The organism is Nocardioides faecalis (assembly GCF_018388425.1).
GTDB classification, from domain to species: domain Bacteria; phylum Actinomycetota; class Actinomycetes; order Propionibacteriales; family Nocardioidaceae; genus Nocardioides; species Nocardioides faecalis.
Window position 1 is genome coordinate 2,959,443 of the sequence record NZ_CP074406.1, and the last position, 25,535, is coordinate 2,984,977.

General features: G+C 73.3%; 29 protein-coding genes. 17 read left to right on the forward strand and 12 right to left on the reverse strand.

The annotated features are described in order from the left end of the window. Window positions 1–6: 6 nt before the first annotated feature. From KG111_RS13880 to KG111_RS13920, 9 genes are all read left to right on the forward strand, one after another. Entirely contained in the window at window positions 7–1,083 is a 1,077-nt protein-coding gene (locus KG111_RS13880; RefSeq protein ID WP_205290889.1) for a hypothetical protein, read from the forward strand. Window positions 1,084–1,220: 137 nt separating this feature from the next. Continuing rightward, complete coding sequence (uraD, locus tag KG111_RS13885; protein ID WP_205290890.1) at window positions 1,221–1,745, forward strand: 2-oxo-4-hydroxy-4-carboxy-5-ureidoimidazoline decarboxylase; 525 nt, start codon at window positions 1,221–1,223, stop codon at window positions 1,743–1,745. Continuing rightward, the gene (gene uraH, locus KG111_RS13890) at window positions 1,742–2,059 is read left to right on the forward strand and encodes a hydroxyisourate hydrolase (RefSeq protein WP_205290891.1); all 318 of its coding nucleotides are present in this window, start codon (window positions 1,742–1,744) and stop codon (window positions 2,057–2,059) included. Before uraD ends, uraH begins: the two co-directional genes overlap by 4 nt. Next, entirely contained in the window at window positions 2,059–2,991 is a 933-nt protein-coding gene (gene pucL / locus KG111_RS13895; protein WP_240195539.1) for a factor-independent urate hydroxylase, read from the forward strand. Before uraH ends, pucL begins: the two co-directional genes overlap by 1 nt. Beyond that, entirely contained in the window at window positions 2,988–4,382 is a 1,395-nt protein-coding gene (allB, locus tag KG111_RS13900) for an allantoinase AllB (RefSeq protein ID WP_205290892.1), read from the forward strand. Before pucL ends, allB begins: the two co-directional genes overlap by 4 nt. 5 nt (window positions 4,383–4,387) lie before the next feature. Further along, window positions 4,388–5,707, forward strand: coding sequence for a pyridoxal-phosphate-dependent aminotransferase family protein (locus KG111_RS13905; protein WP_240195540.1), 1,320 nt, complete (start codon window positions 4,388–4,390; stop codon window positions 5,705–5,707). After that, the gene (locus KG111_RS13910; RefSeq protein WP_205290893.1) at window positions 5,704–7,023 is read left to right on the forward strand and encodes an allantoate amidohydrolase; all 1,320 of its coding nucleotides are present in this window, start codon (window positions 5,704–5,706) and stop codon (window positions 7,021–7,023) included. The genes KG111_RS13905 and KG111_RS13910 overlap by 4 nt, the downstream gene beginning before the upstream one ends. After that, a complete protein-coding gene (locus KG111_RS13915) occupies window positions 7,020–7,826 on the forward strand; it encodes a MurR/RpiR family transcriptional regulator (RefSeq protein WP_249666142.1) in 807 nt (268 codons plus the stop codon). The genes KG111_RS13910 and KG111_RS13915 overlap by 4 nt, the downstream gene beginning before the upstream one ends. Before the next feature lie 38 nt (window positions 7,827–7,864). Beyond that, window positions 7,865–8,338 (forward strand): nucleoside deaminase, encoded by a 474-nt coding sequence (locus tag KG111_RS13920; RefSeq protein ID WP_205290894.1) that lies wholly within the window; start codon window positions 7,865–7,867, stop codon window positions 8,336–8,338. Window positions 8,339–8,418: 80 nt separating this feature from the next. On the opposite strand, the gene xdhC is transcribed toward KG111_RS13920, so the two are convergent. From xdhC to KG111_RS13935, 3 genes are read right to left on the reverse strand one after another with little or no spacing between them, the layout of a single operon-like run. Beyond that, window positions 8,419–9,231, reverse strand: a complete 813-nt coding sequence (xdhC, locus tag KG111_RS13925; protein ID WP_205290895.1) for a xanthine dehydrogenase accessory protein XdhC — start codon at window positions 9,229–9,231, stop codon at window positions 8,419–8,421. A gap of 1 nt (window position 9,232) precedes the next feature. Continuing rightward, window positions 9,233–11,623: a xanthine dehydrogenase molybdopterin binding subunit gene (gene xdhB, locus KG111_RS13930; protein ID WP_205290896.1), complete on the reverse strand. Its 2,391-nt coding sequence runs from the start codon at window positions 11,621–11,623 to the stop codon at window positions 9,233–9,235. Further along, window positions 11,620–13,152 (reverse strand): xanthine dehydrogenase small subunit, encoded by a 1,533-nt coding sequence (locus KG111_RS13935; protein ID WP_205290897.1) that lies wholly within the window; start codon window positions 13,150–13,152, stop codon window positions 11,620–11,622. Before KG111_RS13935 ends, xdhB begins: the two co-directional genes overlap by 4 nt. 173 nt (window positions 13,153–13,325) lie before the next feature. On the opposite strand from KG111_RS13935, the gene KG111_RS13940 reads away from it, so the two are divergent. Genes KG111_RS13940 through KG111_RS13955 form a run of 4 tightly spaced genes read left to right on the forward strand, consistent with a single transcriptional unit; the run spans window position 13,326 to window position 16,927 of the window. Next, window positions 13,326–14,429: an ABC transporter substrate-binding protein gene (locus KG111_RS13940; RefSeq protein WP_240195541.1), complete on the forward strand. Its 1,104-nt coding sequence runs from the start codon at window positions 13,326–13,328 to the stop codon at window positions 14,427–14,429. Between the two features lie 2 nt (window positions 14,430–14,431). Then, a complete protein-coding gene (locus KG111_RS13945; protein ID WP_205290898.1) occupies window positions 14,432–15,274 on the forward strand; it encodes an ABC transporter ATP-binding protein in 843 nt (280 codons plus the stop codon). Between the two features lie 37 nt (window positions 15,275–15,311). Next, window positions 15,312–16,118, forward strand: coding sequence for an ABC transporter permease (locus KG111_RS13950; RefSeq protein ID WP_249666143.1), 807 nt, complete (start codon window positions 15,312–15,314; stop codon window positions 16,116–16,118). Continuing rightward, window positions 16,115–16,927: an ABC transporter permease gene (locus KG111_RS13955; protein WP_205290899.1), complete on the forward strand. Its 813-nt coding sequence runs from the start codon at window positions 16,115–16,117 to the stop codon at window positions 16,925–16,927. Before KG111_RS13950 ends, KG111_RS13955 begins: the two co-directional genes overlap by 4 nt. A 61-nt stretch (window positions 16,928–16,988) precedes the next feature. Here KG111_RS13955 and KG111_RS13960 read toward each other — a convergent pair whose 3' ends face one another. Beyond that, window positions 16,989–17,816, reverse strand: a complete 828-nt coding sequence (locus KG111_RS13960; RefSeq protein WP_205290900.1) for an acyl-CoA thioesterase — start codon at window positions 17,814–17,816, stop codon at window positions 16,989–16,991. 70 nt (window positions 17,817–17,886) lie between these two features. Beyond that, window positions 17,887–18,882, reverse strand: a complete 996-nt coding sequence (locus KG111_RS13965) for an ArgP/LysG family DNA-binding transcriptional regulator (protein ID WP_249666144.1) — start codon at window positions 18,880–18,882, stop codon at window positions 17,887–17,889. Window positions 18,883–18,922: 40 nt separating this feature from the next. On the opposite strand from KG111_RS13965, the gene KG111_RS13970 reads away from it, so the two are divergent. Together KG111_RS13970 and KG111_RS13975 are read left to right on the forward strand one after the other, a co-directional pair. Continuing rightward, window positions 18,923–19,648 carry a LysE/ArgO family amino acid transporter gene (locus tag KG111_RS13970; protein WP_205290902.1) on the forward strand — a complete coding sequence of 242 codons (726 nt, stop codon included), beginning with the start codon at window positions 18,923–18,925 and terminating at the stop codon, window positions 19,646–19,648. A gap of 24 nt (window positions 19,649–19,672) precedes the next feature. Continuing rightward, window positions 19,673–20,092, forward strand: coding sequence for an HNH endonuclease (locus KG111_RS13975; RefSeq protein WP_249666145.1), 420 nt, complete (start codon window positions 19,673–19,675; stop codon window positions 20,090–20,092). Between the two features lie 17 nt (window positions 20,093–20,109). On the opposite strand, the gene KG111_RS13980 is transcribed toward KG111_RS13975, so the two are convergent. Then, window positions 20,110–20,568, reverse strand: a complete 459-nt coding sequence (locus KG111_RS13980) for an SRPBCC family protein (protein WP_205290903.1) — start codon at window positions 20,566–20,568, stop codon at window positions 20,110–20,112. Between the two features lie 16 nt (window positions 20,569–20,584). Beyond that, window positions 20,585–20,896: an SRPBCC family protein gene (locus KG111_RS13985; protein ID WP_205290904.1), complete on the reverse strand. Its 312-nt coding sequence runs from the start codon at window positions 20,894–20,896 to the stop codon at window positions 20,585–20,587. A 172-nt stretch (window positions 20,897–21,068) separates the two neighbouring features. Between KG111_RS13985 and KG111_RS13990 the strand changes: the two genes are divergently transcribed. Continuing rightward, window positions 21,069–21,503: a hypothetical protein gene (locus KG111_RS13990; RefSeq protein ID WP_205290905.1), complete on the forward strand. Its 435-nt coding sequence runs from the start codon at window positions 21,069–21,071 to the stop codon at window positions 21,501–21,503. Between the two features lie 33 nt (window positions 21,504–21,536). Continuing rightward, entirely contained in the window at window positions 21,537–21,971 is a 435-nt protein-coding gene (locus tag KG111_RS13995; RefSeq protein WP_205290906.1) for a GNAT family N-acetyltransferase, read from the forward strand. 96 nt (window positions 21,972–22,067) lie between these two features. Here KG111_RS13995 and KG111_RS14000 read toward each other — a convergent pair whose 3' ends face one another. From KG111_RS14000 to KG111_RS14020, 5 genes are all read right to left on the reverse strand, one after another. After that, a complete protein-coding gene (locus tag KG111_RS14000) occupies window positions 22,068–22,895 on the reverse strand; it encodes a hypothetical protein (protein ID WP_205290907.1) in 828 nt (275 codons plus the stop codon). 73 nt (window positions 22,896–22,968) lie between these two features. Continuing rightward, window positions 22,969–23,487 (reverse strand): SRPBCC family protein, encoded by a 519-nt coding sequence (locus KG111_RS14005; protein ID WP_205290908.1) that lies wholly within the window; start codon window positions 23,485–23,487, stop codon window positions 22,969–22,971. Window positions 23,488–23,551: 64 nt separating this feature from the next. Then, window positions 23,552–24,094 (reverse strand): TOPRIM nucleotidyl transferase/hydrolase domain-containing protein, encoded by a 543-nt coding sequence (locus KG111_RS14010; RefSeq protein WP_205290909.1) that lies wholly within the window; start codon window positions 24,092–24,094, stop codon window positions 23,552–23,554. Window positions 24,095–24,192: 98 nt separating this feature from the next. Beyond that, window positions 24,193–24,570 (reverse strand): hypothetical protein, encoded by a 378-nt coding sequence (locus KG111_RS14015; protein WP_205290910.1) that lies wholly within the window; start codon window positions 24,568–24,570, stop codon window positions 24,193–24,195. A 244-nt stretch (window positions 24,571–24,814) separates the two neighbouring features. Then, window positions 24,815–25,516 (reverse strand): nucleotidyl transferase AbiEii/AbiGii toxin family protein, encoded by a 702-nt coding sequence (locus KG111_RS14020; RefSeq protein WP_205290911.1) that lies wholly within the window; start codon window positions 25,514–25,516, stop codon window positions 24,815–24,817. Window positions 25,517–25,535 lie beyond the last annotated feature (19 nt).

Below are 25,535 nucleotides of genomic sequence, written 5' to 3' on the forward strand. Positions count from 1 at the left end.
ACCGAGGTGCCCGGACTGCACCTGACCCGCACCGAGGAGAACGCCGCGGAGATCGCCGCGCTCACCGCGGACGTGCTGGCCCTCGGCGGCGAGCGGGTAGGGGCGGCCGGCGCGCTGGCGGCACTCGACCGGCGGCTGCGGCGCACCTTCGCACCGCACCCGCGGCTGCTCGGGCTCAAGGTCAGCAGCGCCTACACCTGGGAGACACCGGATCGCCGCGACCAGCAGTGGTGGCCCCAGGGCATCACCACCTCGGCCCACACCGGCATCGCCGCCGAGCACGGGCACGACGTGCTCGCCACCTCCTGGTACGCCAAGCCGCGCGGCAACGTGCGCGCCGGGTCCCGGATCAGCCTGGTCGACGTACGACGACGCCGCTACGACCACGTGCTGCTGGTCCTCCCCACGCTGAACGACGGCCGCCCGGGGCTGCAGCCGCTGCGGGCGCACGCCGGCGGGATCGTGTGGCACGGCGAGCACCTGCACGTGGCGGCGACGGGGCGCGGGTTCTTCACCTGCCGCACCGCCGACCTGCTGCGCCTGCCGGAGCACTCGCCGTACGAGACCTTCGGGCACCGCTACGTGCTGCCAGTGCGGCTCGCGCACCGCGTTGGGCACCCCGAGGGCGTCGAGCGGCTGCGGTTCTCCTTCTTCACCCTCGACCGCAGCGGGGACCAGCCGAGCCTGCTGGTCGGTGAGTACGGCTCGCCGCGGCAGACTCGGCGGTTCGCCCGGTTCGCCCTCGACGCCACCTCCGGGCTGCCGGTGCTGGACGAGTCCGGACGCGCGGTCGCCGAGGTCGACGACCGGGGCGTGACCCGGATGCAGGGCGTGGCCGTGATCGGGGACGACGTCAGGGCGGGCGAGGTGGGTGGGGGCACCTACTTCCTGACCCGCTCGCGCGGCCCGAAGCCGGGCTCGGCCTACGTCGGGCGTCCCGGGGCCTTCCGCGAGCACCGCTGGGCGACCCCGCCGGGCCCCGAGGACCTGGTGTGGTGGCCGGAGACCGGGGCACTGTGGTCGGTGACCGAGCACCCGCACCTGCGCTGGGTGTTCGCGATGCGCCCGGACTCGCTGCGCTGAGCCGCGGGCAGCCCGCCAGTTGCCGGGCAGCTCGTCATCGCCGAGCACTCGTAATGGCGCTGAAACGATTGTTTCGCTCGCCCTTCACATGGAGGATCTAGTTTCAGCAGCGTCAGAGGGCCCCGGCAGGAGGAAGCGTGCGGATCGACGACCTGAACGACCTCGACGCCGAGGAGCTCGCCGCCGCGCTCCGCGCCTGCGTGGACATCGACTCCTGGGTGGCGGCCCTGCTCGGCGGCCGGCCCTACCGCGACGCCGGCGCGCTGCTCGACCTCGCCCGCGCCCATGCCTCCGCCTGGACGTCCGCCGAGGTCCTCGGCGCGCTCGCCGACCACCCGCGGATCGGTGAGCGGCCGGCCGGCTCCGAGGCGGGCGCGGCGCACTCGGCACGCGAGCAGGCCGGGGTGGATGCGCGCGACACCGAGCTGGCCGAGCGGTTGCGCGCCGGCAACCTCGCCTACGAGGAGCGCTTCGGCCGGATCTACCTGGTGCGCGCCAAGGGCCGCACCGGCGCCGAGCTGCTCGCACTGCTGGAGCAGCGGCTGGACAACGACGAGGCCACCGAGCTGGCCGTCACCCGCGAGCAGCTCGGCGAGATCGCGGTGCTGCGGCTGGTCGACCTGCTGGACCTCGACCCCGCCACCGTCGGAGGCCCGCGATGAGCACCTGCTCCACCCACGTGCTGGACGCCGCGCTCGGGCGTCCCGCCGCCGGCCTCGACGTCGAGCTGACCGACGCCGCCGGGCACGCGGTCGCCACCGCCGTCACCGACGCCGACGGCCGGGTCCGCTTCGACGCCGTGTTGCCGCCCGGGCCGCACCGCCTGGTGCTCGGCACCGGTGAGTGGTTCGCCGACCAGGACCGGGCGACGCTCTATCCCGAGGTCTCGGTGGCGTTCGCCGTGACCGCCGACGAGCACTACCACGTCGCGGTGCTGCTCAGCCCGTTCTCCTACACCACCTACCGAGGCAGCTGATGGCCGAGACGACCGACGACCGCACCGCCGCCCAGACCCCGGTCATGGCCCAGGAGTACGTGCTCTCCGACCTGCAGCACGGCAAGGCGGAGTGCCGACTGGTGACGGTGGAGCGCACCGGTAGCGCCGCGGAGCAGCACGTGCTGCACGACCTGAACGTGACCACGCAGCTGCGCGGCGACTTCGCCGCGGCGTACACCGACGGCGACAACACGCACGTGCACGCCACCGACACCCAGAAGAACACCGTCTTCGCACTCGCCCGCAAGCACGGCGTGAGCAGCCCCGAGGAGCTGCTGCTGCACCTGGCGGCGCACTGGCGGACGCAGCCGTGGGTCACCGGCACCTGGTTCGGCGCCGAGCAGGCCGGCTGGGCACGGCTGGGCAACGGACACTCCTTCGTGCGCACCGGCGAGGCCACCCGCACCGCCTGGGTGCAGACCTGGGGCGAGGACACGTACGTGCTGGCCGGCGTGCGGGACCTGGTGGTGCTCAAGAGCACCGGCAGCGAGTTCCACGGCTTCCCGCGCGACGAGTTCACCACGCTGCCCGAGACCGACGACCGGATCCTGGCCACCAGCGTCACTGCCACCTGGCGCTACGCCGGCTCCGGGCAGGGCCTGGCCTACGACGACTGCCACGAGCGGGTGCGCACCGCGCTGCTCGACGCCTTCGCCCACACCCACAGCCTCGCGCTGCAGCAGACCATCCACGCGATGGCCAGCGCCGCACTCGACGCGGTCCCCGAGATCGACCAGATCCGGATCAGCTGCCCCAACAAGCACCACTTCCTGGTCGACCTCTCCCCCTTCGCGATGGACAACCCCGGCGAGGTCTTCGTCGCCGCCGACCGCCCCTACGGCCTGATCTCCGCCACGCTCAGCCGCACCGGCGCCGAGGAGCCCCGGGCCTGGGCGGGGATCGGCGGATGAGGGTGGCGCGGCACCGCACCGGCGGACAGGATGTGCGGGCCGTCGCCGGGCGCCGCGTGCTGGTGGACGGAGCGCTGCGACCGGCCACGGTGCACATCGAGGCGGGGCGGATCACCGCTGTGACGTCGTACGACGCCGGGGTGGCGGCGGGCGCTGACGTGCTCCTCGTGCCGGACACCGCCTGCGTGCTGCCCGGTGTGGTGGACACCCACGTGCACGTCAACGAGCCGGGACGCACCGAGTGGGAGGGGTTCGCCACCGCCACCCGGGCCGCGGCGCTGGGCGGGGTGACCACGCTGGTCGACATGCCGCTGAACTCCCTGCCCGCGACCACGTCGGTCGCGGCCCTGCGCGCCAAGCAGGAGGTGGCCCGCGACCAGGTGTCGGTCGACGTGGGGTTCTGGGGCGGCGCCGTGCCTGAGAGCCTGGGTCGGCTGGAGGAGCTGTGGGAGGCCGGCGTGTTCGGCTTCAAGTGCTTCCTGGCCCCCAGCGGCGTGGAGGAGTTCCCGGCCCTGGACGAGGCCGGGCTGCGGGCCGCGCTCGCCGAGGTCGCGGCGTTCGACGGTCTGCTGATCGTGCACGCCGAGGACGCCGACGTGCTGGACGCGGCGCCGCACCCGCCGAGCCGCGCCTACGCCGACTTCCTGCTCAGCCGCCCGCCCGAGGCGGAGACCGCCGCGATCGACCGGCTGCTCGACGGCGCCGCCGCCACCGGTGCCCGGGTGCACGTGCTGCACCTGTCCTCGGCCCGGGCGCTGGACCGGCTCGCCGCGGCCCGCGGCGACGGGGTGCGGGTCAGCGTGGAGACCTGCCCGCACTACCTGTGCTTCGCCGCCGAGCAGATCCCGGACGCTGCCCCCGCCTTCAAGTGCTGCCCGCCGATCCGCGACGAGGGCAACCGCGACGCCCTGTGGGACGGCCTGACCTCGGGGGTGATCGACATGGTCGTCAGCGACCACTCGCCGGCCACCGCGCAGATGAAGTGCGCCGGCGACGGCGACCTGCAGCAGGCCTGGGGCGGCATCTCCGGCCTGCAGGTCTCGTTCGCCGCCGTCGCGCAGGAGGCGGGACGCCGCGGTATCGGCATCGAGCAGGTCAGCGCCTGGATGTCGCGCAGCACCGCCGACCTCATCGGCCTGGACACCAAGGGGCGGATCGAGGTGGGCGCCGACGCCGACCTCCTCGTGCACGACACCGCGGCGCCGCTGACGGTGGCCGCCGAACACCTGGCGCACCGCAACCCGATCTCCGCCTACGACGGCATGGCGCTGTCCGCCTCCGTCACCCACACGCTGGTGCGCGGCCGGGTCGTCGCCGGCCTCCCGAACGGACCACATTCCTCGGACGAGCCGGTGCCGCCGGCCGGACGGCTGCTGGAGAGGACGAGGTGATCGCCATGGACGCCCCACCACCGCCGGGCCCGCCGCTCGGGGAGATCGCTCCCCCGCCGCGGCTGCTGATGGGACCGGGGCCGATCAGCGTCGACCCCCGCGTGCTGCGGGCGATGGCGGCGCCGCTGGTGGGCCAGTTCGACCCGTTCATGACGGCCACGATGAACGAGGTGATGGCGCTCTATCGCGACGTCTTCGCCACCGGCAACGAGCAGACGTTCCTCGTCGACGGCACCGCGCGGGCCGGCATCGAGGCCGCGCTGGTCTCCCTGATCGAGCCCGGCGACCGGGTGCTGGTGCCGGTCTTCGGGCGGTTCGGGCACCTGCTCACCGAGATCGCGGGGCGCTGCGGCGCCGAGGTGCACACCATCGAGGTGCCGTGGGGCGAGGTGTTCACCGCCGACCGGGTCGCCGACGCCGTACGCCGGGTGCGGCCGAAGGTGCTGGCCCTGGTCCAGGGCGACACGTCGACCACGATGTGCCAGCCGCTGGCCGAGATCGGCGCGATCTGCGCCGAGCACGACGTGCTGTTCTACTGCGACGCCACCGCCTCGCTGGGCGGCAACGAGTTCCGCACCGACGCGTGGGGGCTGGACGTGGTCACCGCCGGCCTGCAGAAGTGCCTGGGCGGACCCTCGGGCAGCGCCCCGGTCACGCTGTCGCCGCGGGCCGTCGCGGTCGTCGAGGGCCGCCGCCACGTCGAGGCCGGCCTGCGCGAGCCCGACGACGAGGCGGCGGACGAGGAGACGGCAGGGCGGGTCATCGCCAGCAACTACTTCGACCTCGCGATGGTGATGGACTACTGGGGCCCGCGCCGGCTCAACCACCACACCGAGGCCACGTCCATGCTCTACGCCGCACGCGAGTGCGCGCGGCTGCTGCTGGCCGAGGGCATGGACGCCGCCGTGGCCCGGCACGCCCGGCACGGGGCGGCGATGCTCGCCGGCGTGCGGGGCCTGGGGCTGGGCGTCTTCGGCGACACCGCGCACAAGATGAACAACGTGGTCGCCGTGGAGATCCCCGAGAAGCTCGGCCCGGCCGGCGGCGACGCCGTACGGGCCAGCCTGCTGGAGGACTTCGGCATCGAGATCGGCACCTCCTTCGGCCCGTTGCACAGCAAGGTCTGGCGGATCGGCACGATGGGCTACAACGCTCGCAAGGACGCCGTGCTGACCACCCTCGCCGCGCTCGAGCACGCGTTGCGCGCCGTCGGCGTCGCGGTGCCCGCCGGGGGCGGCGTCACCGCCGCGCAGGAGAGCTACCGGGACGCGGACCGGGCGGCGGACGGCCTGGCGCACGGGGCACCGGACGGGGTGCTGGCATGACCACTGCCGAGACCGTGCTGGCGCGCTGCACCGAGCTGGACACCATCTCCGCCTCCCCCACCTGGCTGGAGCGCGCCCACCTGACCCCCGAGCACGCCCGCGCCAACGCGCTCGCCGAGCGGTGGCTGCGCGGCGCCGGGCTCACCACCTGGCAGGACGCCGCCGGCAACGTCTGCGGGCGGCGCGAGGGCGCCGAGCCGGGGCTGCCGGCCCTGCTGCTCGGCTCGCACCTCGACACCGTGCCCGACGCCGGCAGCTTCGACGGCATGCTCGGGGTGACGATGGCGATCGCCGTCGCGGAGCGGATCGACGCCGCCGTCGCGCAGGGCCGGATGCCCGCGCTGCCGTTCGCGCTCGAGGTGATCGGGTTCAGCGACGAGGAGGGCGCCCGCTTCGGCAAGGCGCTGCTCGGCAGCCAGGCGGTGGCAGGCACCTGGGACGAGGACTGGTGGGACCTGCGCGACCGTGACGGCACCACGCTGCACCAGGCGTTCGGCGAGTTCGGGCTCGACCCGCGCCGGGTCGGCGAGGCGGCCCGGCGGCCCGAGGAGCTCGTCGGCTACCTGGAGGCGCACATCGAGCAGGGCCCCTACCTGGAGGCGGCCGACGCCTCGCTCGGCTACGTCACCACCATCGCCGGGGCCCGGCGGTTCCGGCTCTCGGTGACCGGCGAGGCCCGGCACGCCGGCGGGACGCCGTACGAGCGCCGTCGTGACGCCCTGCTCGGCGCCAGCGAGATGGTCGTGGCCATCGAGCGGCTGGCCCGCGCGGCCGGCACCATCGCCACCGTGGGCCGCCTCGAGGTGCAGCCCGGCGCCGTGAACGTCATCGCCGGACGCGCCGACCTCAGCCTGGACCTGCGCGCCGCCACCGACGCCCAGCGCGACGCGTCCTGGGTCGAGATCGAGGCCGAGCTGCAGCGCATCTGCACCGCACGCAGGCTGCGCCTCGACGTGGTGCAGACCCACGAGGCCCCCGCGGCCCCGTGCGCCCGCTGGCTCCAGGAGGCCGTGGTGGAGGGCATCGTCGCCACCGGGGACGAGGAGCCGATGGGGCTGTGGAGCCGGGCTGGGCACGACGCGATGGCGATTGCCGCGATCACCGACATCGGCATGCTCTTCGTGCGTTGCCACGACGGGATCAGCCACCACCCCGACGAGGGCGTGCGCGAGATCGACGTCGCCCGCGGCCTGGACGCCTTGGAGCACGCTGTGCTCGCCGTGGCGCAGCGCTGGCGCGACGGCGAGGTGCCCGAACGCACCGACGACGTCGGGCCCGCCGTCTCCGGGACCGTCGTCCCCGGGGCGGCGCCGTGAGGATCGACGAGCGGATCGCGGAGCGCCACCCCGACCTCACGCCGCAGGAGCGCCGGGCCGCGGCCACGCTGCTGGAGCACCTCGACGACCTGGCCACCTACCGGGCCGCCGAGCTCGCCGACCTGGCCGGGGTGTCGCGGGCGACGATGAGCCGGCTGTTCCGCAGCCTGGGTTTCGAGGACTTCGACGAGGTGCGCGAGCACCTGCGCACGCTGCGCTCGACCGGCGAGCCGCGGCGCGTCGACGGCGCCCCCAACACCGAGGCGCTGGCGGCGGCCGAGCACGGGGCGATCCTGCGTGCCGTCGCCCATCCCCGCCTGCCCGAGGTGGCCGCGCTGCTCGCCGGTGCGGATCGGGTGCTGGTCGCCGGCTGGCGCAACAGCTACCCGGTGGCGCTGCACCTGCGTGGCCAGCTGGCCCAGGCCCGCGACGACGTACGCATCGCCCCCGTGCCGGGCCAGACCACCGGCGAGGAGCTGGTCGGGCTCGGGCGTGGTGACGTCGTGCTCGTGGTCGGCTTCCGGCGCCGGCCCTCCCACCTGGGCGCGTTCCTCGACGAGGCCCGGGCGACCCGCGCGACGGTGGTGCTGCTCGGCGACCCCACCGCGGTCGGCCACGCCGCCCGCGCGGATGTGTGGGTGGAGTGCCCGCTGCAGCACGAGCTGGCCTTCGACAGCTACGCGGCGCCGATGGCGCTGGTCAGCGTGCTGGCCGACGAGGTGCTCGCGGCGCGGCGCCGCGCCGGACGCAACCGGGTCCGGCGGATCAGTGAGACCTACGAGAGGCTCGGCGAGGTCGAGTGAGCGCCGGCGGACAGCGAACGGACGGAGGACCGGTGGACATGACTCAACAGGACGCGCAGTGGCTGGAGCGGGCGGTCGCGCTGGCGACGGCGAACGTGGCCGAGGGCGGTGGGCCGTTCGGTGCCGTGGTGGTGTGCGAGGGCAGCGAGGTGGGCACCGGGCAGAACCGGGTCACCCGCGACCTCGACCCCACCGCCCACGCCGAGGTGATGGCGATCCGGGACGCCTGCCGGCAGCTGGAGACGTTCAACCTCGCCGGCTGCGTGCTCTACACCTCCTGCGAGCCGTGCCCGCTGTGCGTCTCCGCCTCGCTGTGGGCCCGGCTGGACCGGGTCGTCTACGCCGCCGACCGGCACGACGCGGCGCGCGGCGGCTTCGACGACAGCGCCTTCTACGCACTGTTCGAGACCCCGCGGTCGGAGTGGTCGATGCCGGTGGCGCACCTCGACCTGCCCGACGCCGCTCGCCCGTTCGACACCTGGCTGGCCAACGCGGCCCGCACGGCGTACTGACGCACCGCTTCCCAAGCGAATTCGTCGGTTCTGGGCCGAATCACGACAAATCTGCTTGGGAAGCGGTGCGTTCCAAGCCTTCAGTCGGGCACGCGTACGTCGGAGAGCAGCTCGACGGCCACCGAGAGTGCGATGCGGGCGGGCTCCTTGCCGCCCACCCCGGTGAGGCGCGGGTCGCCGATCGGGGTGCGGACCCGGTCGATGGCCTCAGCGGTGTGACCGAGACCGGCGAGCTTGGTGCGGAAGCGGGACCACTTGGCGCTCGAGCCGATCAGGCCGATGGATCCCGGGACCTCGGAGCGCAGCAGCGCGTCGAGCAGCGCCAGGTCCTCGGCGTGGTCGTGGGTCAGCACGAGGACGTCGGTGCCCGGCGGCAGGTCGGCGATCACCAGCTCGGGCAGCACCGGCACCCGGTGCACGTGCACGTCGGCCGGGCCGGTGAGCAGCGGCGCCACCCGGTCGGCGGCGAGCTGCTCGGCGCGGGAGTCGACCAGGTGCAGCTCCACGTCGTGCCGGCCGAGCAGCAGCGCCAGCTCGTGGCCGACGTGGCCCATCCCGAAGATCGCGATCGAGCGGCGCACCGGCAGCGGCTCGTAGAGCAGCGCGACCGCGCCGCCGCAGCACTGCACGCCGTGCTCGACCGGCGCCCGGTCGCTCAGGTCGTGCCGCTCGGTGGACGTCGCCGTGGCCCCCTCGGCGAGCAGCGCCCGGGCACGTCGTACGGCGACCTCCTCGAGGTTGCCGCCGCCGATGCTGCCCCAGGCCTCCCGGGCGCTGACCACCAGCTTGGCGCCGGCCGCCCGCGGCGCGTGGCCGCGGACCTCGCTGACCGTGACCAGCACCGCCGGGGTGCGGCTCTCCCGCAGCGCCACCACCGCCCGCAGCCAGTCCACCTCAGGCCACCCCCGACGTGCCCGACACTTCCGACGTGCTCGTCTCGTCGTCGGTCTCACCCTCGCCCGCGCCGGCGCGCGCCGCCTCGATGGCCCACCACACCGCCTCCGGCGTGGCGGGCGAGGCCAGCTCGACCACCGGCCCGCACCCCGGTGCGCCCGGGCCCCCGGTTCCCCCGGTCGCAGCGAACGCACCGATCGCGTCCCGCAGCGCCTCGCGCGCCGAGAAGGCGAGCATCACCGGCGGCTCGCCGACGGCCTTGGAGCCGTAGACGGCGGCCTGGGTGCGGCTCGGCTCCGGGTCCGGGCCGAGCAGGGCGACGTTCAGCTCCGCAGGCATCTCAGACAGGCTCGGCAGCTTGTACGTCGACGCACCGTTGGTCGCCAGCCGCCCGCGTCCCGGGCCGTCCCCGGTGTCCCAGCGCAGGTCCTCCAGGGTCAGCCAACCCAGCCCCTGGGTGAAGCCGCCCTCGACCTGACCGATGTCGATCTGCGGAGACAGGCTGGCGCCGACGTCGTGGACGATGTCGACGCGACGCACCTCGTAGGCACCGGTGAACCCGTCGACCTCGACCTCGGCGGCCGCCACCCCATAGGCGAAGTACTTGAACGGGTTGCCGCGCATCGCGACCATGTCCCAGCTCAGTCCGGGGGTGCGGTAGTAGCCGGCGGCCCACAGCTGGATCCGGGACAGGTACGCCGCACGCACCAGCTCCGCCCAGGCCGGCTCCTGCCCGGTCTCGGCGCGCAGCCGGTCGGCGACCGGGCCGAGCCGGGCGAGCACCTGCTCGCAGGCGTCGCGGATCGCGGCGCCGTTGAGGTCGGCGCCCGAGCTGGCCGCGGTGGCGGAGGTGTTGGGCACCTTGTCGGTGCGCGTCGGTGCGAGCCGGACCCGCTCGATCGGCAGCCCGAGCGCAGTGGCGGCGACCTGCAGCATCTTGGTGTGCAGGCCTTGGCCCATCTCGGTGCCGCCGTGGTTGATCAACACTGAGCCGTCCTTGTAGACGTGCACCAGCGCCCCGGCCTGGTTGAAGGCGGTGAAGTTGAACGAGATGCCGAACTTCACCGGGGTGATCGCCAGGCCCCGCTTGCGGTGCGGGTGCGCGGCGTTGTGGGCGGTGATCGCAGCGCGCCGCTCGTCGTACGACGCGGAGGTGAGCACCTGCTCCCAGGCCCGGTGCAGCCGGCCCACGTCATGCACCGTCTGGCCGTACGGCGTGGTCTGCTCCTCGCCGTACAGGTTGCGCCGGCGCAGCTCGGCGGCATCGATGCCGAGCGCAGCGGCGGCGCGTCCCAGGATGTCCTCGATCACGAGCATCCCCTGCGGGCCGCCGAAGCCGCGGAAGGCGGTCTGCGAGGTCTTGTGGGTGCGCGCGATGCGGCCGTCGACGCGCACGTGCGGGATCCAGTAGGCGTTGTCGACGTGGCACATCGCGCGTGAGAGCACCGGCTCGGAGAGGTCCAGGCTCCAGCCTCCGTCGGAGGTCAGCGTCGCCTCCAGCGCCTGCAGCCGGCCCTCAGCGTCGAGCCCGACGCGCCAGGTGGCCGCGAAACCGTGCCGCTTGCCGGACATGGTCATGTCCTGGGCGCGGGTCAGCCGGAGACGGACCGGGCGGCCGGTGAGCACCGCACCGAGCGCGGCCACGGCGGCCAGGCCGTGCGGCTGCATCTCCTTGCCGCCAAAGGCACCGCCCATCCGCAGGCACTGCACGGTGACCTGGTGGCTGGCCAAGCCGAGGACGTGCGCGACGATCTCCTGCGTCTCGGAGGGGTGCTGGGTGCTGGCGTCGATGAACACCTGGCCGTCGTCGTCCACGCGGGCCAGCGAGGCATGCGTCTCCAGGTAGAAGTGCTCCTGGCCGGCCATCTCGAAGCTGCCTTCGAGGACGTGGGCGCTGGCGGCGAACCCGGCGTCGACGTCGCCACGCTCCAGGCGGGGGCGCGCGCCCTGGAAGCTCTCGGCCGCGATCGCCTCGTCGAGGGTGAGGATCGCGGGCAGCGGGGTGTAGTCGACCTCGACCGCGGACGCCCCGAGCCGGGCGGCCTCCAGCGTCTCCCCCAGCACCCAGGCGACGGCGTGGCCGTGGAACATCACCTCGGTCGGGAAGAGCGGCTCGTCGTGCTTGATGCCGGCGTCGTTGACGCCGGGCACGTCGGCTGCGGTGAGCACCCGCACCACGCCGGGCACCTGCAGCGCCGGCGCGGGGTCCAGCCGGGTCACCCGGGCGTGCGCGTGCGGCGCCTGCACCGGGTGGGCGTGCAGCACGCCGTGGGTGCGCAGCGCGACGTCGTCGGTGTAGAGCGCACGTCCGGTGACGTGCGCGGCGGCCGCCTCGTGCGGCCGGGGGTCGCCGATCGCGGGTCGTCCCGCGGGCCGCGGCAGGCCGCTCATGCGGCACCCCCGCTCTGCTCGCCGGCGGAAGATCCGGCCGGGGCGTGCTCGGCGTGGAACCGGTGCAACGCCTGGCCCAGCATCGCGCGCCGGTAGGCCGCGCTGGCCCGGTGGTCGTCGAGCGGGGTGCCCTCGGCAGCCAGCACCGCGGAGGCCGCCCGCCGGGTCGCGGCGTCCCACGGCCGTCCGAGCAGCGCCTCCTCGGTGGCGTGGGCCCGCAGCGGGGTGGCCGCGACGCCGCCGAGCCCGATCGCGGCGTGGGTGACCAGACCGTCGCTGAGGTGCACCACGAGCGCGATCGCGACGGAGGAGATGTCGTCGTAGCGGCGCTTGGCGATCTTGTGGAAGCCCACGAGCCGTTGCGGCGCGTGGCCGCCGAAGTCGGCGGGTGCCGGGATCCGGACCGCGCGGATCAGCTCGCCGGGCCGGCGCACGCTCTGGCGGTAGCCGGTGAAGTAGTCGGTCAGGGCGACGGTGCGCTCGCCGCCGGCGCCCACCAGCACGACCTCGGCGTCGAGCGCGAGCAGCGCGGGCGCCAGGTCGCCGACCGGGGAGCCGGTGCCGAGGTTGCCGCCGATGGTGGCGCTGTTGCGGATCAGTCGGGAGGCGAACTGGGGGTAGACGGCGTGCAGCAGGTCGAGGACCTCGGCCCCGCCCGTCGTACGACGTTCCAGCTCGCTCAGGCTCCACGCCGCGCCGAGCACGACGGGCTCCTCAGTCCGCTGCGGCAACGACAGCTCGCGCAGCTCGGGCAGCCGGTCGACGGCGACCAGCAGCGCGGGGCGCGCGCCGTGCAGGTTGGCTGCCACCCCCAGGTCGGTGGCGCCGGCCACGGGCACGGCGCCGGGCTCGGCGAGCAGCTCGAGCGCCTCGGCCAGGTCGGCGGGCCGCACCCAGGCGCCGTGCCGGGCGGGCAGCGACACCGGGGCCTCGTGGTGGCGCCGGGCGGCCAGCGGATCGGTCTCCTCGGCGGCGCCGAGCGCGTCGGCGGCCTCGAGGATGGGCCGGTAGCCGGTGCAGCGGCACAGGTTGCCGGACAGTGCGTGGTGGTCGAACCTCTCACGGCCGGGCCGGTAGTACTCCGCCGCCATGGCGCACACGAAGCCGGGGGTGCAGTAGCCGCACTGCGAGCCGCCGCGTACGGCGAGCTCTGCCTGCACCGGGTGCAGGGCGTCGGTCCGGCCGAGCCCTTCGGCGGTGAGCACCTCCTGCCCGCCGAGCGCGGCCGCGGGCAGCAGACAGGCGTTGAGCGCTGTCCACTCCGTCGCCGTGTCGAGGCCGGGGCGGGCGAGCAGCACCGCGCAGGCGCCGCACTCCCCCTCCGCGCACCCCTCCTTGGCCCCGCTCAGCCCGAGACCGCGCAGCCAGTCGAGCGCGGTGACCGGCGGCTCGGCGCCGAGCAGCGGGCGCGGCGCACCGTTGACCGTGACCACCGCGGCACGCTCCGCCACCGCTGTCGGGGGCGTTCCCCGACGCTCGGTAGGGCCCGGCCGGCCGGCGGGGGTCACTGCGCTCGATTCGGTGCTCATCACGCTCACGGTAGGCCGGTTCCAGGGTGCTTCGGCAGCGCCCGCGCGGAATTAACCGGAGCGAAATGAAGTGACCCGGCGCTGAAACGCTGGTCTCATAGCGTCCTTCTCCAGCAACCGCCGTTGCGTCTCGGACCGATCCCACGTCCAGTGAAAGTGCAGGAGAAGCACCGATGACCTCTTCGTCCCCCCGGCGGCGCGCCCGCCGGCTCGCCGCCACCCTGGTGGCCACCACGATCGGCATGCTCGGCCTCGCCGCCTGCGGCGACAGCGACGGTACGGCGAAGGAGGGCGGCGGCGACCACGGCAAGATCAGCGTCCAGTACTCCTGGATCAAGAACGAGGAGTTCGCCGGCGAGTTCTACGCCGAGGAGAAGGGCTACTACGCCGACGCAGGCTTCAGCGAGGTCGTCGGCATCTCGGGCCCCGACACCGGCGTCGCCAAGCTCCTCAGCGGCACCGTGCAGGTCGCCATCAGCGACGCCGCGTCGATCGGCGCGGCGATCGCGAACGAGGACGCGCCGCTGAAGATCATCGGCGCGACGTTCCAGAAGAACCCCTTCACGATCCTCTCCTTGAAGGACGGCGGGAACATCGAGAAGCCTGCGGACCTCAAGGGCAAGAAGATCGGTGTCCAGGACTCCAACGCCAGCGTGTTCGAGGCGATCCTCAAGGCCAACGGCATCGACAAGTCCGAGGTGGAGGTCGTCCCGGTCGACTTCGACCCGACCCCGCTGATGGAGGGCACCGTCGACGGCTTCATGGCCTACCTGACCAACGAGGCGCTGACCGTCGAGCTGGCCGGCAACGAGGTCACCAACCTGCCGTACGCCGACAACGGCGTGCCGTACGTCGCGGAGACGTTCTCCGTCACCGACCAGTACCTGGCCGAGAACCGCGAGCTGCTCAAGGACTTCCTGATCGCCGAGATCAAGGGCTGGACCGAGGTCTTCAAGAACTCCAACGCCGACACCGTCTCGCTGATCACGAAGTACTACAACAAGGCGGCCTCGGACAACGCCGAGGGCCTGGAGAAGGTCTTCGGCGCGCTCGACCCGAAGAAGACCGAGATGGGTCTGGACGCGCAGAAGCTGCTCATCTCCACCGAGGAGACCGAGGAGAACGGCCTGTTCACCATCTCGGATGAGCTCAAGAAGCAGACGATGGCCTCGCTCGAGGCGGCCGGCTGGAAGCTCGGCGCCGACGACCTCTTCGACACCAGCATCCTCGACGAGATCTACGCCGAGTCCCCGGAGCTCAAGGACTACCTGCCCTGATCATGGACACCCACCACGCCACGGGTGCCACGGACGTCGGTGCCCGGACCCCGCAGGGTCCGGGCACCGGCATCGGTGTCACCGGCCTCACCAAGACGTTCTCCACCGGACGGCGCCGCACGGTCACCGCCCTCGACGGCGCCGACCTGCACACCGAGCAGGGCTCGTTCCTGGCCCTGCTCGGCCCCTCGGGGTGCGGCAAGTCCACGATCCTGCGGATCCTGGCCGACCTGGAGCACCCCACCTCGGGCACCGCCCTGGTCGACGGGAAGACCCCGGCCGAGCTGCGCAAGGGCAGCGAGCTCGGCATCGCGTTCCAGGACCATGCCCTGCTGCCGTGGCGCAGCGTCACCAAGAACATCCGGCTGCCCTTCGAGGTCTCCGGCCGTGACGTCGACAAGGCCTACATCGACGAGCTCATCGACCTCGTCGGCCTGCGCGGCTTCGAGAACGCCCGGCCCGCACAGCTCTCCGGGGGCATGCGGCAGCGGGTCTCGATCGCCCGTGCGCTGGCGTTGAAGCCCTCGGTGCTGCTGCTCGACGAGCCGTTCGGGGCACTGGACGACATGACCCGGCAGAACCTGAACCTGGAGCTGCTGCGGATCTGGACGGAGAAGCCGGCCACGACGCTGCTGGTCACCCACGGCATCTCCGAGGCGATCTTCCTCTCCGACCAGGTCGCGGTGATGTCGGCGCGACCGGGTCGGATCAAGGCGATCATCGACGTCGACCTGCCCCGCCCGCGCACCCCGGAGATGATGCGCACCCCGGAGTTCCACGCGCTGGTCGACACCGCCGCCGAGATCCTCTTCGGCGCCGACGGCCGCGTGGACACCGAGTCGTGAGCCGAGTCGTGAGCACTCCAGCCCTGGGCGCCGGGTCGTGAGCGGCCGCTCGATGCCCAGCTGGCTGGCCACGCTGCTCGGCTGCGCCGGGCTGCTCGTGGCGTGGTGGCTGTTCTCGGCGCTGGCGTTCACCCCTGACGAGGGCATCACCTACGACCCGGTGCCCTCCCCGCTGGCGGTGGGCAAGCAGATCCTCGACGACGGGTTCTCCGCCTACTGGGGCTTCTTCTCGGTCACCATCGAGGAGGCCGCGATCGGGTTCGCCTGGGGCAACGGGCTGGCCCTGGCGCTGGCCGCCACGGTGCTGCTGCTGCCCTGGTTGGAGACGGTCGTCGTACAGATCGCCGTCGTCACCTACTGCCTGCCCATCGTCGCGGTCGGTGGCATCGCGATCGTCGCCCTCGGCGGCGCACCCGTGCCCGGCGACCCGTCCAAGACCGCGGTCTTCCTGGCCGCGCTGTCGGTCTTCTTCACCACCGTCGTCGGCGCCCTGCTCGGGTTCAAGGCCGCGGACAAGGCCAGCCTGGACGTGGTCCGGGTCTACGGCGGCGGCCGGCTGCGCCAGCTCACCAAGGTGCGGCTGATCGCAGCCCTGCCGGCGATCCTCAACGCACTGCAGATCGCCGTGCCCACCTCGCTGCTCGGCGCGGTGCTCGGCGAGTACATGGGCGCCACCGACCGCAGCGTCGGCATCACCCTGATCCGGCTGCAGGGCCAGCTCGACTCGGTTCGGGTCTGGGCGGTCTTCCTGCTGTGCGCGCTGGTCGCGCTCGTCGGCTACCTGCTCTTCGGGCTCGTGGCCCGGCTGGTCACCCCCTGGGTGGCGGGACGGAGCGCCGCATGAGCCGCACCATCGGCCGCTCCCTGCTGACGGCGTTGCTGACGATCGCGATCGTCCTCGCGCTGTGGCAGGCCGTGGTCAGCCTGGCCGGTGTCTCGCCGTACGTCGCGAAGGGACCGCTCGACGTCTTCCGCTACCTGTTCGTCGACGAGCCGGGTGCCGAGCCCGGCAGGCTGGCCGCCGACCACCGCGCCGCGCTGTGGCCCCTGGCCGAGCAGACGCTGAGGGACTCCGCACTCGGGTTCGTGGTCGGGATGAGCGTGGCCGTGCTGCTGGCCGTGCTGTTCTCGCTGTCCAAGACCGTCGAGGCCGGTGTGATGCCGCTGGCACTGCTGCTGCGCAGCGTGCCGCTGGTGTCGATCTCTCCGGTCATCATCCTGATCACCGGTCGCGGGTCGAGCACCTCGGTGGCGGTCATCGGCAGCATCGTGGTGCTCTTCCCGGCGCTGGCCTCCGCGCTGTTCGGCCTGAGCCGGGCCAGCAAGGAGAGCCTCGACCTGGTCCGGGTGTACGGCGGCTCCAACGCCACCGCGCTGCGCAAGGTCTCCATCCCCGGCGCGCTGCCGTCGCTGTTCGCGGCCGCGCGGGTCTCCGTGCCCGGCGCCGTCACCGGCGCGCTGCTCGCGGAGTGGCTCTCCACCGGCCAGGGCATCGGCGGGTCGATCCAGAAGTTCAGCGCCGCCGCGAAGTTCAACGACCTGTGGGCCTCGGTGGCGATCATCACCGCGATCACCCTGGTGCTCTACAACCTCGTGCAGGTGCTGGAGAACGCCGTGCTGGCCCGGATGGGGATGAGCCAGCAGCAGCGCTGAGTCGCTGAGACCGGTGTCCCGGGGACCGGTCTCAGCGGGGCGCCGCGGGTCAGCGGCGCGTTCAGCGCGGGAGCCGCGCCAGCTGCCGGGACTGTGCCACGAGCCGGTCGGCGGAGTCCCAGATCTCGCAGTCCTCCTCGAACAGGTGGCCGGCGGCGTTGCGCGTGGTGTGCCGCACCCGGAGCCAGCCGGGCGCGGGCTTGGCGCGCACGTGCGCGGTGAGCTCCATGGTCGGCGCCCAGCCCGGACGGCCGAGGTCGAAGGTGACCGGCGGCAGGGCGTCGAGGACCAGCAGCAGCGAGACCGGGTCCGGCTCGCGATCGTCGGCGAAGCGGAACCACGCCGCCATCTCGCCGCGTCCCGACGGCTGCCCGGCGAACCAGCCGGCGCACGCGGGGTCGAAGCGCATGTCGAAGCGCTCCATCACGGTGACGAGCGAGCGCAGCTCCGCCGGCGCCTGCGTGTTGGGCACGCACTCCTCGAGCGGTGCGAGCGACGGCGGCAGCGCCGTGGTGTGCACGTCGCCGGACTCGGTGTCGAGGTCGCCGTAGGTGGCCAGCACCGTGAGCCGGACGTCGTCACCCTGGCGCAGGTCGGCGGCCACCGTCGCGGTGCGGCCCATGCGGCGCGGCGTGACGTCGACCGTCGCCGGACCGGGGGCGGCCGGGGAGAGGAAGTAGGCGCTCAGCACGAGCGGATCGGGCTGGGCAGGCAGGGCGGCGCGGATGGCGTTGCCCACCACCGCCAGCTGGTAGCCGCCGTTGAGGCCCGGACCGACGCCCCACTTCTCTGACAGCTCCGCGGTGAGGCTGCCGTCCTCCGCAGGGGCCACGGCGGTGTCGCGGTCGAACTCGGAACGGGCCCCGGGCGTGGTTGCTGCGGATGTCACGGGACGCACGCTACCGACTGGCTGCGACGCCCACAGAGCACGAGTCACATGGGTTCGCCGTCCGCGTACCTCAGCCGGGTGGGCGGCCGGGCTGACGGCCGGGTGGGCGGCCGGGCTGACGGCCGGGAGGGGCGGCCGGGCCGCCGTGGGCCGGCCGCCGCCGACGCAGCGCTCCCGCGGCGCGTCGTACGTCGTGGGTGAGGGCGCTCAGCGTGGGCGTCTCCAGCCGCCAGCGCTGCCAGTGCAGCGCCACGTCGACGGGCCGGGCCCCCGGCAGCCGCGCCAGCGCGCCGTCGGCGAGGTCGGCGTCCAGCTGCGGGTGCAGCGCCATCCCCCAGCCGAGGCCGCAGCGCAGCGCCTCGTGGAAGTCGGCGGTGCTGGGCACGCGGTGCACCACCGGCGGCCGCGGGCTGCCGTGCGCGGCGAGCACCTCGTCCTGCAGGTGGTCCTTCTCGTTGAACACCACCATCGGCATCGCCGCCCAGTCGACGCCACGTCCTCGCCGGTGCCGCTCCACGAGCTCGGGCGCGGCCGCGGGCGTGTACCGCAGCGCGCCGAGCGGCTCGACGACGCAGCCCTGCACCGGCCGCGGCTCGTCGGTGACCGCGGCCAGCACCTCGCCGCGCCGCAGCAGCTCGTGGGAGTAGGCCTGGTCCTCCACGTGCAGCCGCAGCGCGACCCCGCCGCGCCGCGCGACGTCGCGCAGCACCGGGCGGAACCAGCTGGCCAGGGAGTCGGCGTTGACCGCGACCGCCACCGCGACCACCTCGTCGTTGCCCAGCGCGGACGCCGCCTCCTCGTCGAGCAGTCGCAGCTGGCGGGCGAGCCGGAGCAGCGGCTCACCGGCGGCGGTGAGGGTCGCGGGCGTCGTACGACGGAGCAGGACCTGGCCGGCCGCGTGCTCCAGCGTCCGCATCCGCTGGCTGACCGCGCTCGGGGTGACGTGCAGCCGCCTGGCGGCGGCCTCGAACGTGCCCTCCTCGACGATCGTCGCCAGCGTCTCGAGCAGGACCGGGTCGTAGCGCACGGGCTGAGTTAAGCAGTTCTCATCATCGGTCAGAAACACTCGCTGGCCTTCATATCGGCGCGGGTCTAGTTTCGATGCCGTGCTGACCTCCCTCACCGCGGGCCTGGCCACCTGCCTGTCGCTGATCGTGGCCATCGGGGCCCAGAACGCCTACGTGCTGCGCCAGGGCGTACGACGCGCCCACGTGGGCGCCGTGGTCGCGGTCTGCCTGGTCTCCGACGCCGTGCTGATCCTCGCCGGCGTCGCCGGGATGGGCACGGTCGTGACCCGCACCGACTGGCTGATGGAGACCGTGCGCTGGCTCGGCGTGGCGTTCCTGGTCGGCTACGCGCTCACCTCGCTCGGCCGCGCCCGGCACCCAGGTGCGCTGGCCGCCGACGACGAGGTCGTTCATCGGGAGGCCGCGCACGCTGCCGCCACCGCCCCGGCGGGCGCCGGCGTCGCCACGGGGCCGGTCACCACGGGCACGGTCACCACCGAGATCGTGACTGCGACGGAGTCACGGCGCAGCGTGGTCCTCCGAGCGGTCGCCCTGACGTGGCTGAACCCGCACGTCTACCTGGACACGGTGCTGCTGCTGGGCACGATCGCCGCCACGCACGCCGCCACCGCCGGAACCGGGGCTGATGGCCGCTGGTGGTTCGGCGCCGGTGCGGTGCTGGCCAGCGCGGTGTGGTTCAGCGGCCTCGGCTTCGGCGCTCGTCTCCTCGCTCCCCTGCTCGCCCGGCCCCGCGCGTGGCAGGTCCTCGAGGTCCTGGTTGCGGCGACGATGCTGCTCGTCGCGGCGCGGCTGGCGCTGGGCTGAGCCGGGACGCGCGAGAATGCCTGCGTGCCTCCCCGGACCCGTGCCGCCACCTACGCCCGTCGTCGGACCCGCCGGATGGCGAAGGTCGAGCACGACCTGACCGGTGCGCAGTGGGAGGCGCTGCAGCAGGCGTGGGGCGGCTGCGCCTACTGCGGCCACGCTCCCGACGGGGCCGGCCTGCAGAAGGACACGATCCTGCCCATCTCTCGCGGCGGCCGCTACACGCTGAGCAACGTCGTACCGGCCTGCCGCTCGTGCAACGCCAGCAAGTGCAACACCGAGGTCGTCACCTGGATGCGCCGAAAGAAGCTGGACGAGCGCGCGTTCCTGGTCCGCCAGGCCACCACCCTGCGCGCCCTCACCTCCCCCGGCCCCGACACCGGCTCCGACACCGGCACCACGACCGGGACCACGCCTCCGGACGACACCACAGGGCCCGCCTGACCCGCACGCTGGCGTGCTCAGCCCTGCTCGTCGGCGAGCTCGGCCACCAGCCAGCGGTTGCGCTGCTCGAGCAGGCGCGCGATGTAGCGGGTCAGCACGAGAACGTCGACGGCCCGCCCGAGCGGCCCCAGCGGGGAGGAGAACTCGACGAGGTCGACCACCTCGGTACCGCCGGGCGCCTCCGTGAACCGGTGCTCGTGCCACCACCGGCCGAAGGGGCCGCGGACCTGCTCGTCGACGAAGCGGTGCGCTGCGTCGTACGCGGTGATCCGCGACGTCATCGTGAACGGGATGCCGAAGTGCCGCGCTCGCCAGGTGACCTCGTCGCCGAGTCCCATCGCCCCGGACCGCACTCCCCCGACGATCCGCTCCCCGGAGCCCGCCATCGACGCGGTGTGGGCATCGACCGACAGGCTGAGCTCGAAGCAGCGCTCGGGCGGTGCCGGGATGCGGGTGACGATCTCGAGGACGGGCACGTCGCGATGGTAGGCGTCAGCCGTCCACCTGTTCGGCAGTCTCGGCGGCCGCGGCAGCCTCGGCAGCCGGCCGGGGGTACCCGCGCAGCACCACCCGCTCGAGAAGCCTCAGCGAGGCCCGCAGCGCCTGGGCGTCGATGACCGGGAAGATCGGCTTCCACCCGATCGCGGCGACGGGAGATCCCGTCCCGGACTGCAACATGTCGCTGGAGTCGATCGCGACATGCCCGTCGGGGTCGCACAGCAGGAGCAAGCCCTGGCCGCACTCCCTGCGCTCCGCGGGTGCGGCCAATCTGCTCGTCGAGAACGGCTTCGAGGCAGTCAACATGAGTCGCGGCCTGATCGACTGGCGCGCGGCGGGCGGCCCGCTCACGACCCGCTGACCTGGCGCCGCCGCGGCGCCGGGATGCGGGCGCCGCTCGAGGGTGGGCGCGCTGCGATGAGAGGGAGATGATCGGCAATCGGCCCCGACGAGCGACTTCTGTTCCTAGGCTGGTCCCATGACCCCTCTCCGCGTCCTGGGCGGCATCGCCGTCCGCTCCCTCCTCCTGCTGGTGCTCGCCGAGGGGATCGCAGAGATCTTCAACGTGGCGGTGACAGACGACGACGGTCTGGGGACCGGTCTCACCGTGATGTTCGCGCTGGTCTGCGCGGCGGGGGCGTGGGGAATGTGGGACGGGTTCCACCGCAAGCCGCTGGCGCTGTGCGTGAGCTGGGTCGTCATCGGACTGCTGGTCACGGTGGGGATGACCCTGTACTCCCACCTGCGCGACGACGAGTGGTCCTGGGCGGTGCTCTCCGAGGACCTGACCAGCGGCCTCGGCTTCTGGTCGGCGCTGATCTTCGTCCCGGCGATCGCTTGCGGGATCCTTCCGGCCTTCATCCGCCGCAACGAGGCCCAGAGCACGGGCGACCTCGCCGGACGGCACCGCTGACCCGACACCGGCGGCGCCCGTCATGCTAGGCCGGTGCAGATCCGCCCCGCCGCGCCCGACGACGCCCCCGCCATCGCCCCGCTGCTCGCCCAGCTCGGCTACCCGACCGCACCGGACGCGCTCGGGCAGCGGCTGGAGCGGGCCGCCACCTCGGACGTGGACGCCACCTGGGTCGCCGTCGCCGAGGGCCCGCCGGCCGTCATCGGCTTCGCCGCCGGCCACCGCTTCTCCCCCGTCGAGCTCGACGCGCCCGTCAGCGAGCTGACCACCATCGTCGTCGACCAGGGCGTACGACGCAGCGGCGCCGGCCGGGCGCTGGTCACCGCGTACGAGGACTGGTCCCTGGCCGCCGGGTGCATCCGAATGAGCCTGGGCACCGCGTTCTTCCGGACCGACGCGCACCGCTTCTACGAGGACCTCGGCTACGAGCAGCTGGCCCGCAAGTACGAGAAGAACATCCCGCACTGAAGAACCGACGCAGAGAGCCGCGACCGTCCGGATGCTCGGTCGTGCGCTGGCCCCGGCGGCGACCGATTCCTCAGGGACGACAGCCGACCGGACGGATCAGTCGGCGAAGTCGTCGGCGAGCCGGGCGAACCACCGCCGCTGGTAGGCCGGCCAGGTGGAGGCCAGGGCCGTCTGCGCCCCGGCCCGGACCAGCTCGCGGTCCCAGACCCCGGCGGCGACCAGGCCGGGGATGACGACGTTCCGCAGCGGCTCGCCGTCGTTCTGGCTGTCCGCCTGGGCCGTCGAGGCGCCCTTGATCCCGGGCGTGGTGAAGATCCTGCGGAAGACCTGCTCCGTCACCACCGGGTGCTCCAGCAACCAGCCCAGCTGTTCTCGCCCACCGTCGGGCGCCCAGCCGTCGAGGAGCATCAACACCGCTCCGTCGTGGCTCGGCGCCGGCACGAGGCCGGCCTCGACCCACTCGAACATGACCTCGCGCCCCCGGTTGCGGTCCCAGTGCTTCGGGTTGGTGGCGAAGTCGGCCGCCCACTGCTCGGTGACCACGGCGAGCTCGTCGCCGAAGAGTGCGGGATAGAGCCAGACGGTGAAGTCGCTGTCCTCCGGAACGGGCCACACCTTCGCCGCCTGCGCGGTCGTCCTGGCGCCCAGCAGGACGGTCGTGGCGGCGTCCCAGTGCTGCGTGCCGAGTCGTCCCCGCCAGGCGCCGACGAACCGCTCACGTCCTCCCGGGTAGCCCTCGCGCAGGTCCGCCAGCCACGTCGCGACCGTGGACTCCAGGCTCGCGTCCAGGACCGCCCGGGCCTGCCCGACCAGCGGGCGGCACAGGCGTCGCCGCCGGGCGGCCTCGAGGCCGACGAGCGCCTCGGCCACCGCGCGGAAGCGGCCGGTCGCGAGCATGCTGCGCAGGTCGTCCGAGCCGGTCATCGCGCCATGCTCGCATCCGGCCGCCCCGTTGGGCGCGCAGGTGGGCGCGCAGGAGCGCCGGCGAGGGCCTTCCTCAACCCACGAGCGGGCGCGGGTAGCCCCGAAGCACGGCCCGCTCGAGCAGGCCGAGGGAGGCGCGCAACGCCTTGGCGTCGATGACCGGGAAGATCGGCTTCCACTCCTCGCGCGCCCCCGACCAGTCGCAGTACGACGTCACCCGGGTGCCCTCGTCCACCGGCTCCAGGACGTGGCCGAAGACGTGCCCGATCGGCGGCCGCACCATGCCCTCGATCGTCCACTCCACCCGCGCAGTCCACTGCGGCGAGGCGGGCTCGTCGAACGCGGTGATGATCACCCGGACGTCGTAGCGGCCCATGGGCAGGTCGCCGAGCGCCTCGCGGTCCATGTGCACGACGAAGTCGTCCCCGACCGCCCGGACCACGGTGCCGTCGGCGGACTGCAGCATGCCGCTGGCGTCGACGGCGACGTGGCCGTCGGGGTCGCGGAGCACCGCGAGGATCGCGGGCACGCCTGCCGGGACGAACCGGCTGGCCTCGATCCGCTCGACCACCGGTCCCACCTGCTCGGTCATGCCGACCTCCTCCGTTGTTGGATCGCCCCACCATGCCGGACCGGAGGCGTCGGGGTCGACCGGGCTATGCGGTCCAGATCCAGGAGAGCAGGCCGGAGAGCGGCTCGGGCACGGCCTCGAAGTCGACATCCTCGGCCATGAGCGCGGCGTAGCGCGCCTTCCGTCCGGCGGTGGTGCCGAGGAAGCGGTGCAGCTGCGCGGCGACCTCCTCGTCGCGGTGGGCGGGCTGCTGCTGGAACGTGCGGAAGGCGCTGCCGTCCCCGTGCTCCTCGAGCAGCGCGGTGCTGGCGACGACGCCGAGGGCACGGATCAGCTCGGCCTCCAGGTCGGGACGGCAGGCGAAGAAGCCGTGCCGGGTGAGGTCCTCCCCGGGCTGCCGGTTGAACGTACCGGCGACGAACCGCTCCTCGCCCTCGTCGTACAGGCCTCCGCCGCGATGACCGGCTGCCGCGGCGTCGGCGATCGCCCGGCCGAAATTGCCCGCACCGCCGATCGCGGTGACCGTGATGTCCTCGGCGCCGAGGTCGACGCCGAAGCGCGGGGCGAGTGCCAGGAGCGCGGCCCGGTCGGAGTCGCCCTCGACGAGCAGGGTGATGGGTCGCGGCACAGACGCATCCTAGGTACTCGGAGGGCTGCCGTTTCCGCCGGGACGCCGCCGTTGCCGTGCCTCGCCGGCCTGCGCGAAGGAGTCGCCCCGCAGGCTGCTCAGTGAGGCCGGGCGGCGATCTCGAGCCGCGACCCGCCGGCGAACTCCCGCGCCGGGCCAGTGTGCTCGCGGAGCAGCCGGGCGCCCTGCCCAGCCTCCGGGCCGCTGGTCACCACGGTCGCGATGTCCACCCATCCCTCGGCGCCGCGCGCCCGGCACAGCCACGAGGCGCGAGGTGCGGAGCGCAGGAACGGCTCGAGCACGAGCGTCAGCACGTCGTGGAGGGTGGCGTCGGCCGGCAGCTCCGCCTGACGCCGGAGGCCGGCACTGTCCCCCGGATGCGCGTCGAGACGCTGGACGTCCACCAGCAACCCCGGCGCGTCCTCCACGGGCGCGGGCATCGCGCGCCCCGGCTCGGCGGAGTCATGACGCGGCATGCGGAGGAGCGTAGAGCAGGACCCACCCGAGCCGGGCGCAGGCGAACCCGGCGGGCGGTGCCGCGGTGCTCAGATGTTGAAGCGGAACGAAAACCGGGTGTCTCGGCTACTTGCGGTCACCGTTGGCAGAGACCGAAAAACCGCCTCTGACCTGGGTGAACGCCGCTCGCGAGGCGTTGGCAGCCGTTGGTCAGAAACGGGCTCCGCGTGACTTCTTGCGGACTATTTGCGGACCGCTGGACGGTCAAACCTGGTCCGAGCTCCGACCGAGACCTTCGATCTTCGCGCATCTTGCGGACAAGTCGCGGATGCTCTGCCAGACAGCCGCTCGGGGCGCGTCGATCTTGAGTGCGCGGATGTATTCGTCGAGACGTTGCGGGCGATCTTTGAGGTAGGTGACGGCGTTGCCGAGGCTCTCGGCCACCGTCTTCCCGTAGGCATCGACTGCCTTGCGCGCGCCGGCCCTCAGGGCGGCGGGGTCGGGCTTCATCATGGCCAGGTCGATGAGGTCGCGGCTGAACGTCGACGTGTCCGCCCAGCGGTCGTCGTTGGCGAGCAGCTTGGTTGCGACCTGGTCGGTTCGCGTCAGGATCCGTAACCCACAGATCTCATCTCCCGGGGATGGAGTGTCGAGGTCGATGCGGCCTTCATGGATGATCTCGAACTTGATCGCAACCCCCGCAACGAGCACCGAGGCCCTGATCCCGTAACCGTCGACAGCGGGTGTTCGACCCAACTCCAGTTCGCGTGTAGCCAGAGCGCCGAGCCCGTGGTCCCTGACCATCTGGCGCAGCGCGCGGTAGGACTGCGGGTCGGAGACCAGGAAGTCGATGTCGACCGATTCGCGGAACTCACCGTTGGCTAGGACGATCGGGGTCCCGCCTCCGAACCAGCAGTTGTGCTCGGCCAGGAGCGGTGCGTCGAGGATCGACAGCACCTCGGCCACCTGTTGGTGGTGCAGCCGC

Bases quoted from the DNA above. Each gene is read 5' to 3' on its own strand.
- KG111_RS14000 (WP_205290907.1), bottom strand. From the start codon at position 22,895: ATGACCGGCTCGGACGACCTGCGCAGCATGCTCGCGACCGGCCGCTTC.
- KG111_RS13910 (WP_205290893.1), top strand. From the start codon at position 5,704: ATGACCACTGCCGAGACCGTGCTGGCGCGCTGCACCGAGCTGGACACC.
- KG111_RS14015 (WP_205290910.1), bottom strand. From the start codon at position 24,570: ATGCCGCGTCATGACTCCGCCGAGCCGGGGCGCGCGATGCCCGCGCCC.
- KG111_RS13920 (WP_205290894.1), top strand. From the start codon at position 7,865: ATGACTCAACAGGACGCGCAGTGGCTGGAGCGGGCGGTCGCGCTGGCG.
- xdhB (WP_205290896.1), bottom strand. From the start codon at position 11,623: ATGAGCGGCCTGCCGCGGCCCGCGGGACGACCCGCGATCGGCGACCCC.
- uraH (WP_205290891.1), top strand. From the start codon at position 1,742: ATGAGCACCTGCTCCACCCACGTGCTGGACGCCGCGCTCGGGCGTCCC.
- KG111_RS13955 (WP_205290899.1), top strand. From the start codon at position 16,115: ATGAGCCGCACCATCGGCCGCTCCCTGCTGACGGCGTTGCTGACGATC.
- KG111_RS13990 (WP_205290905.1), top strand. From the start codon at position 21,069: ATGACCCCTCTCCGCGTCCTGGGCGGCATCGCCGTCCGCTCCCTCCTC.
- KG111_RS13945 (WP_205290898.1), top strand. From the start codon at position 14,432: ATGGACACCCACCACGCCACGGGTGCCACGGACGTCGGTGCCCGGACC.
- allB (WP_205290892.1), top strand. From the start codon at position 2,988: ATGAGGGTGGCGCGGCACCGCACCGGCGGACAGGATGTGCGGGCCGTC.
- pucL (WP_240195539.1), top strand. From the start codon at position 2,059: ATGGCCGAGACGACCGACGACCGCACCGCCGCCCAGACCCCGGTCATG.
- KG111_RS13940 (WP_240195541.1), top strand. From the start codon at position 13,326: ATGACCTCTTCGTCCCCCCGGCGGCGCGCCCGCCGGCTCGCCGCCACC.
- KG111_RS13985 (WP_205290904.1), bottom strand. From the start codon at position 20,896: ATGTTGACTGCCTCGAAGCCGTTCTCGACGAGCAGATTGGCCGCACCC.
- KG111_RS13905 (WP_240195540.1), top strand. From the start codon at position 4,388: ATGGACGCCCCACCACCGCCGGGCCCGCCGCTCGGGGAGATCGCTCCC.
- KG111_RS13935 (WP_205290897.1), bottom strand. From the start codon at position 13,152: ATGAGCACCGAATCGAGCGCAGTGACCCCCGCCGGCCGGCCGGGCCCT.
- KG111_RS14005 (WP_205290908.1), bottom strand. From the start codon at position 23,487: ATGACCGAGCAGGTGGGACCGGTGGTCGAGCGGATCGAGGCCAGCCGG.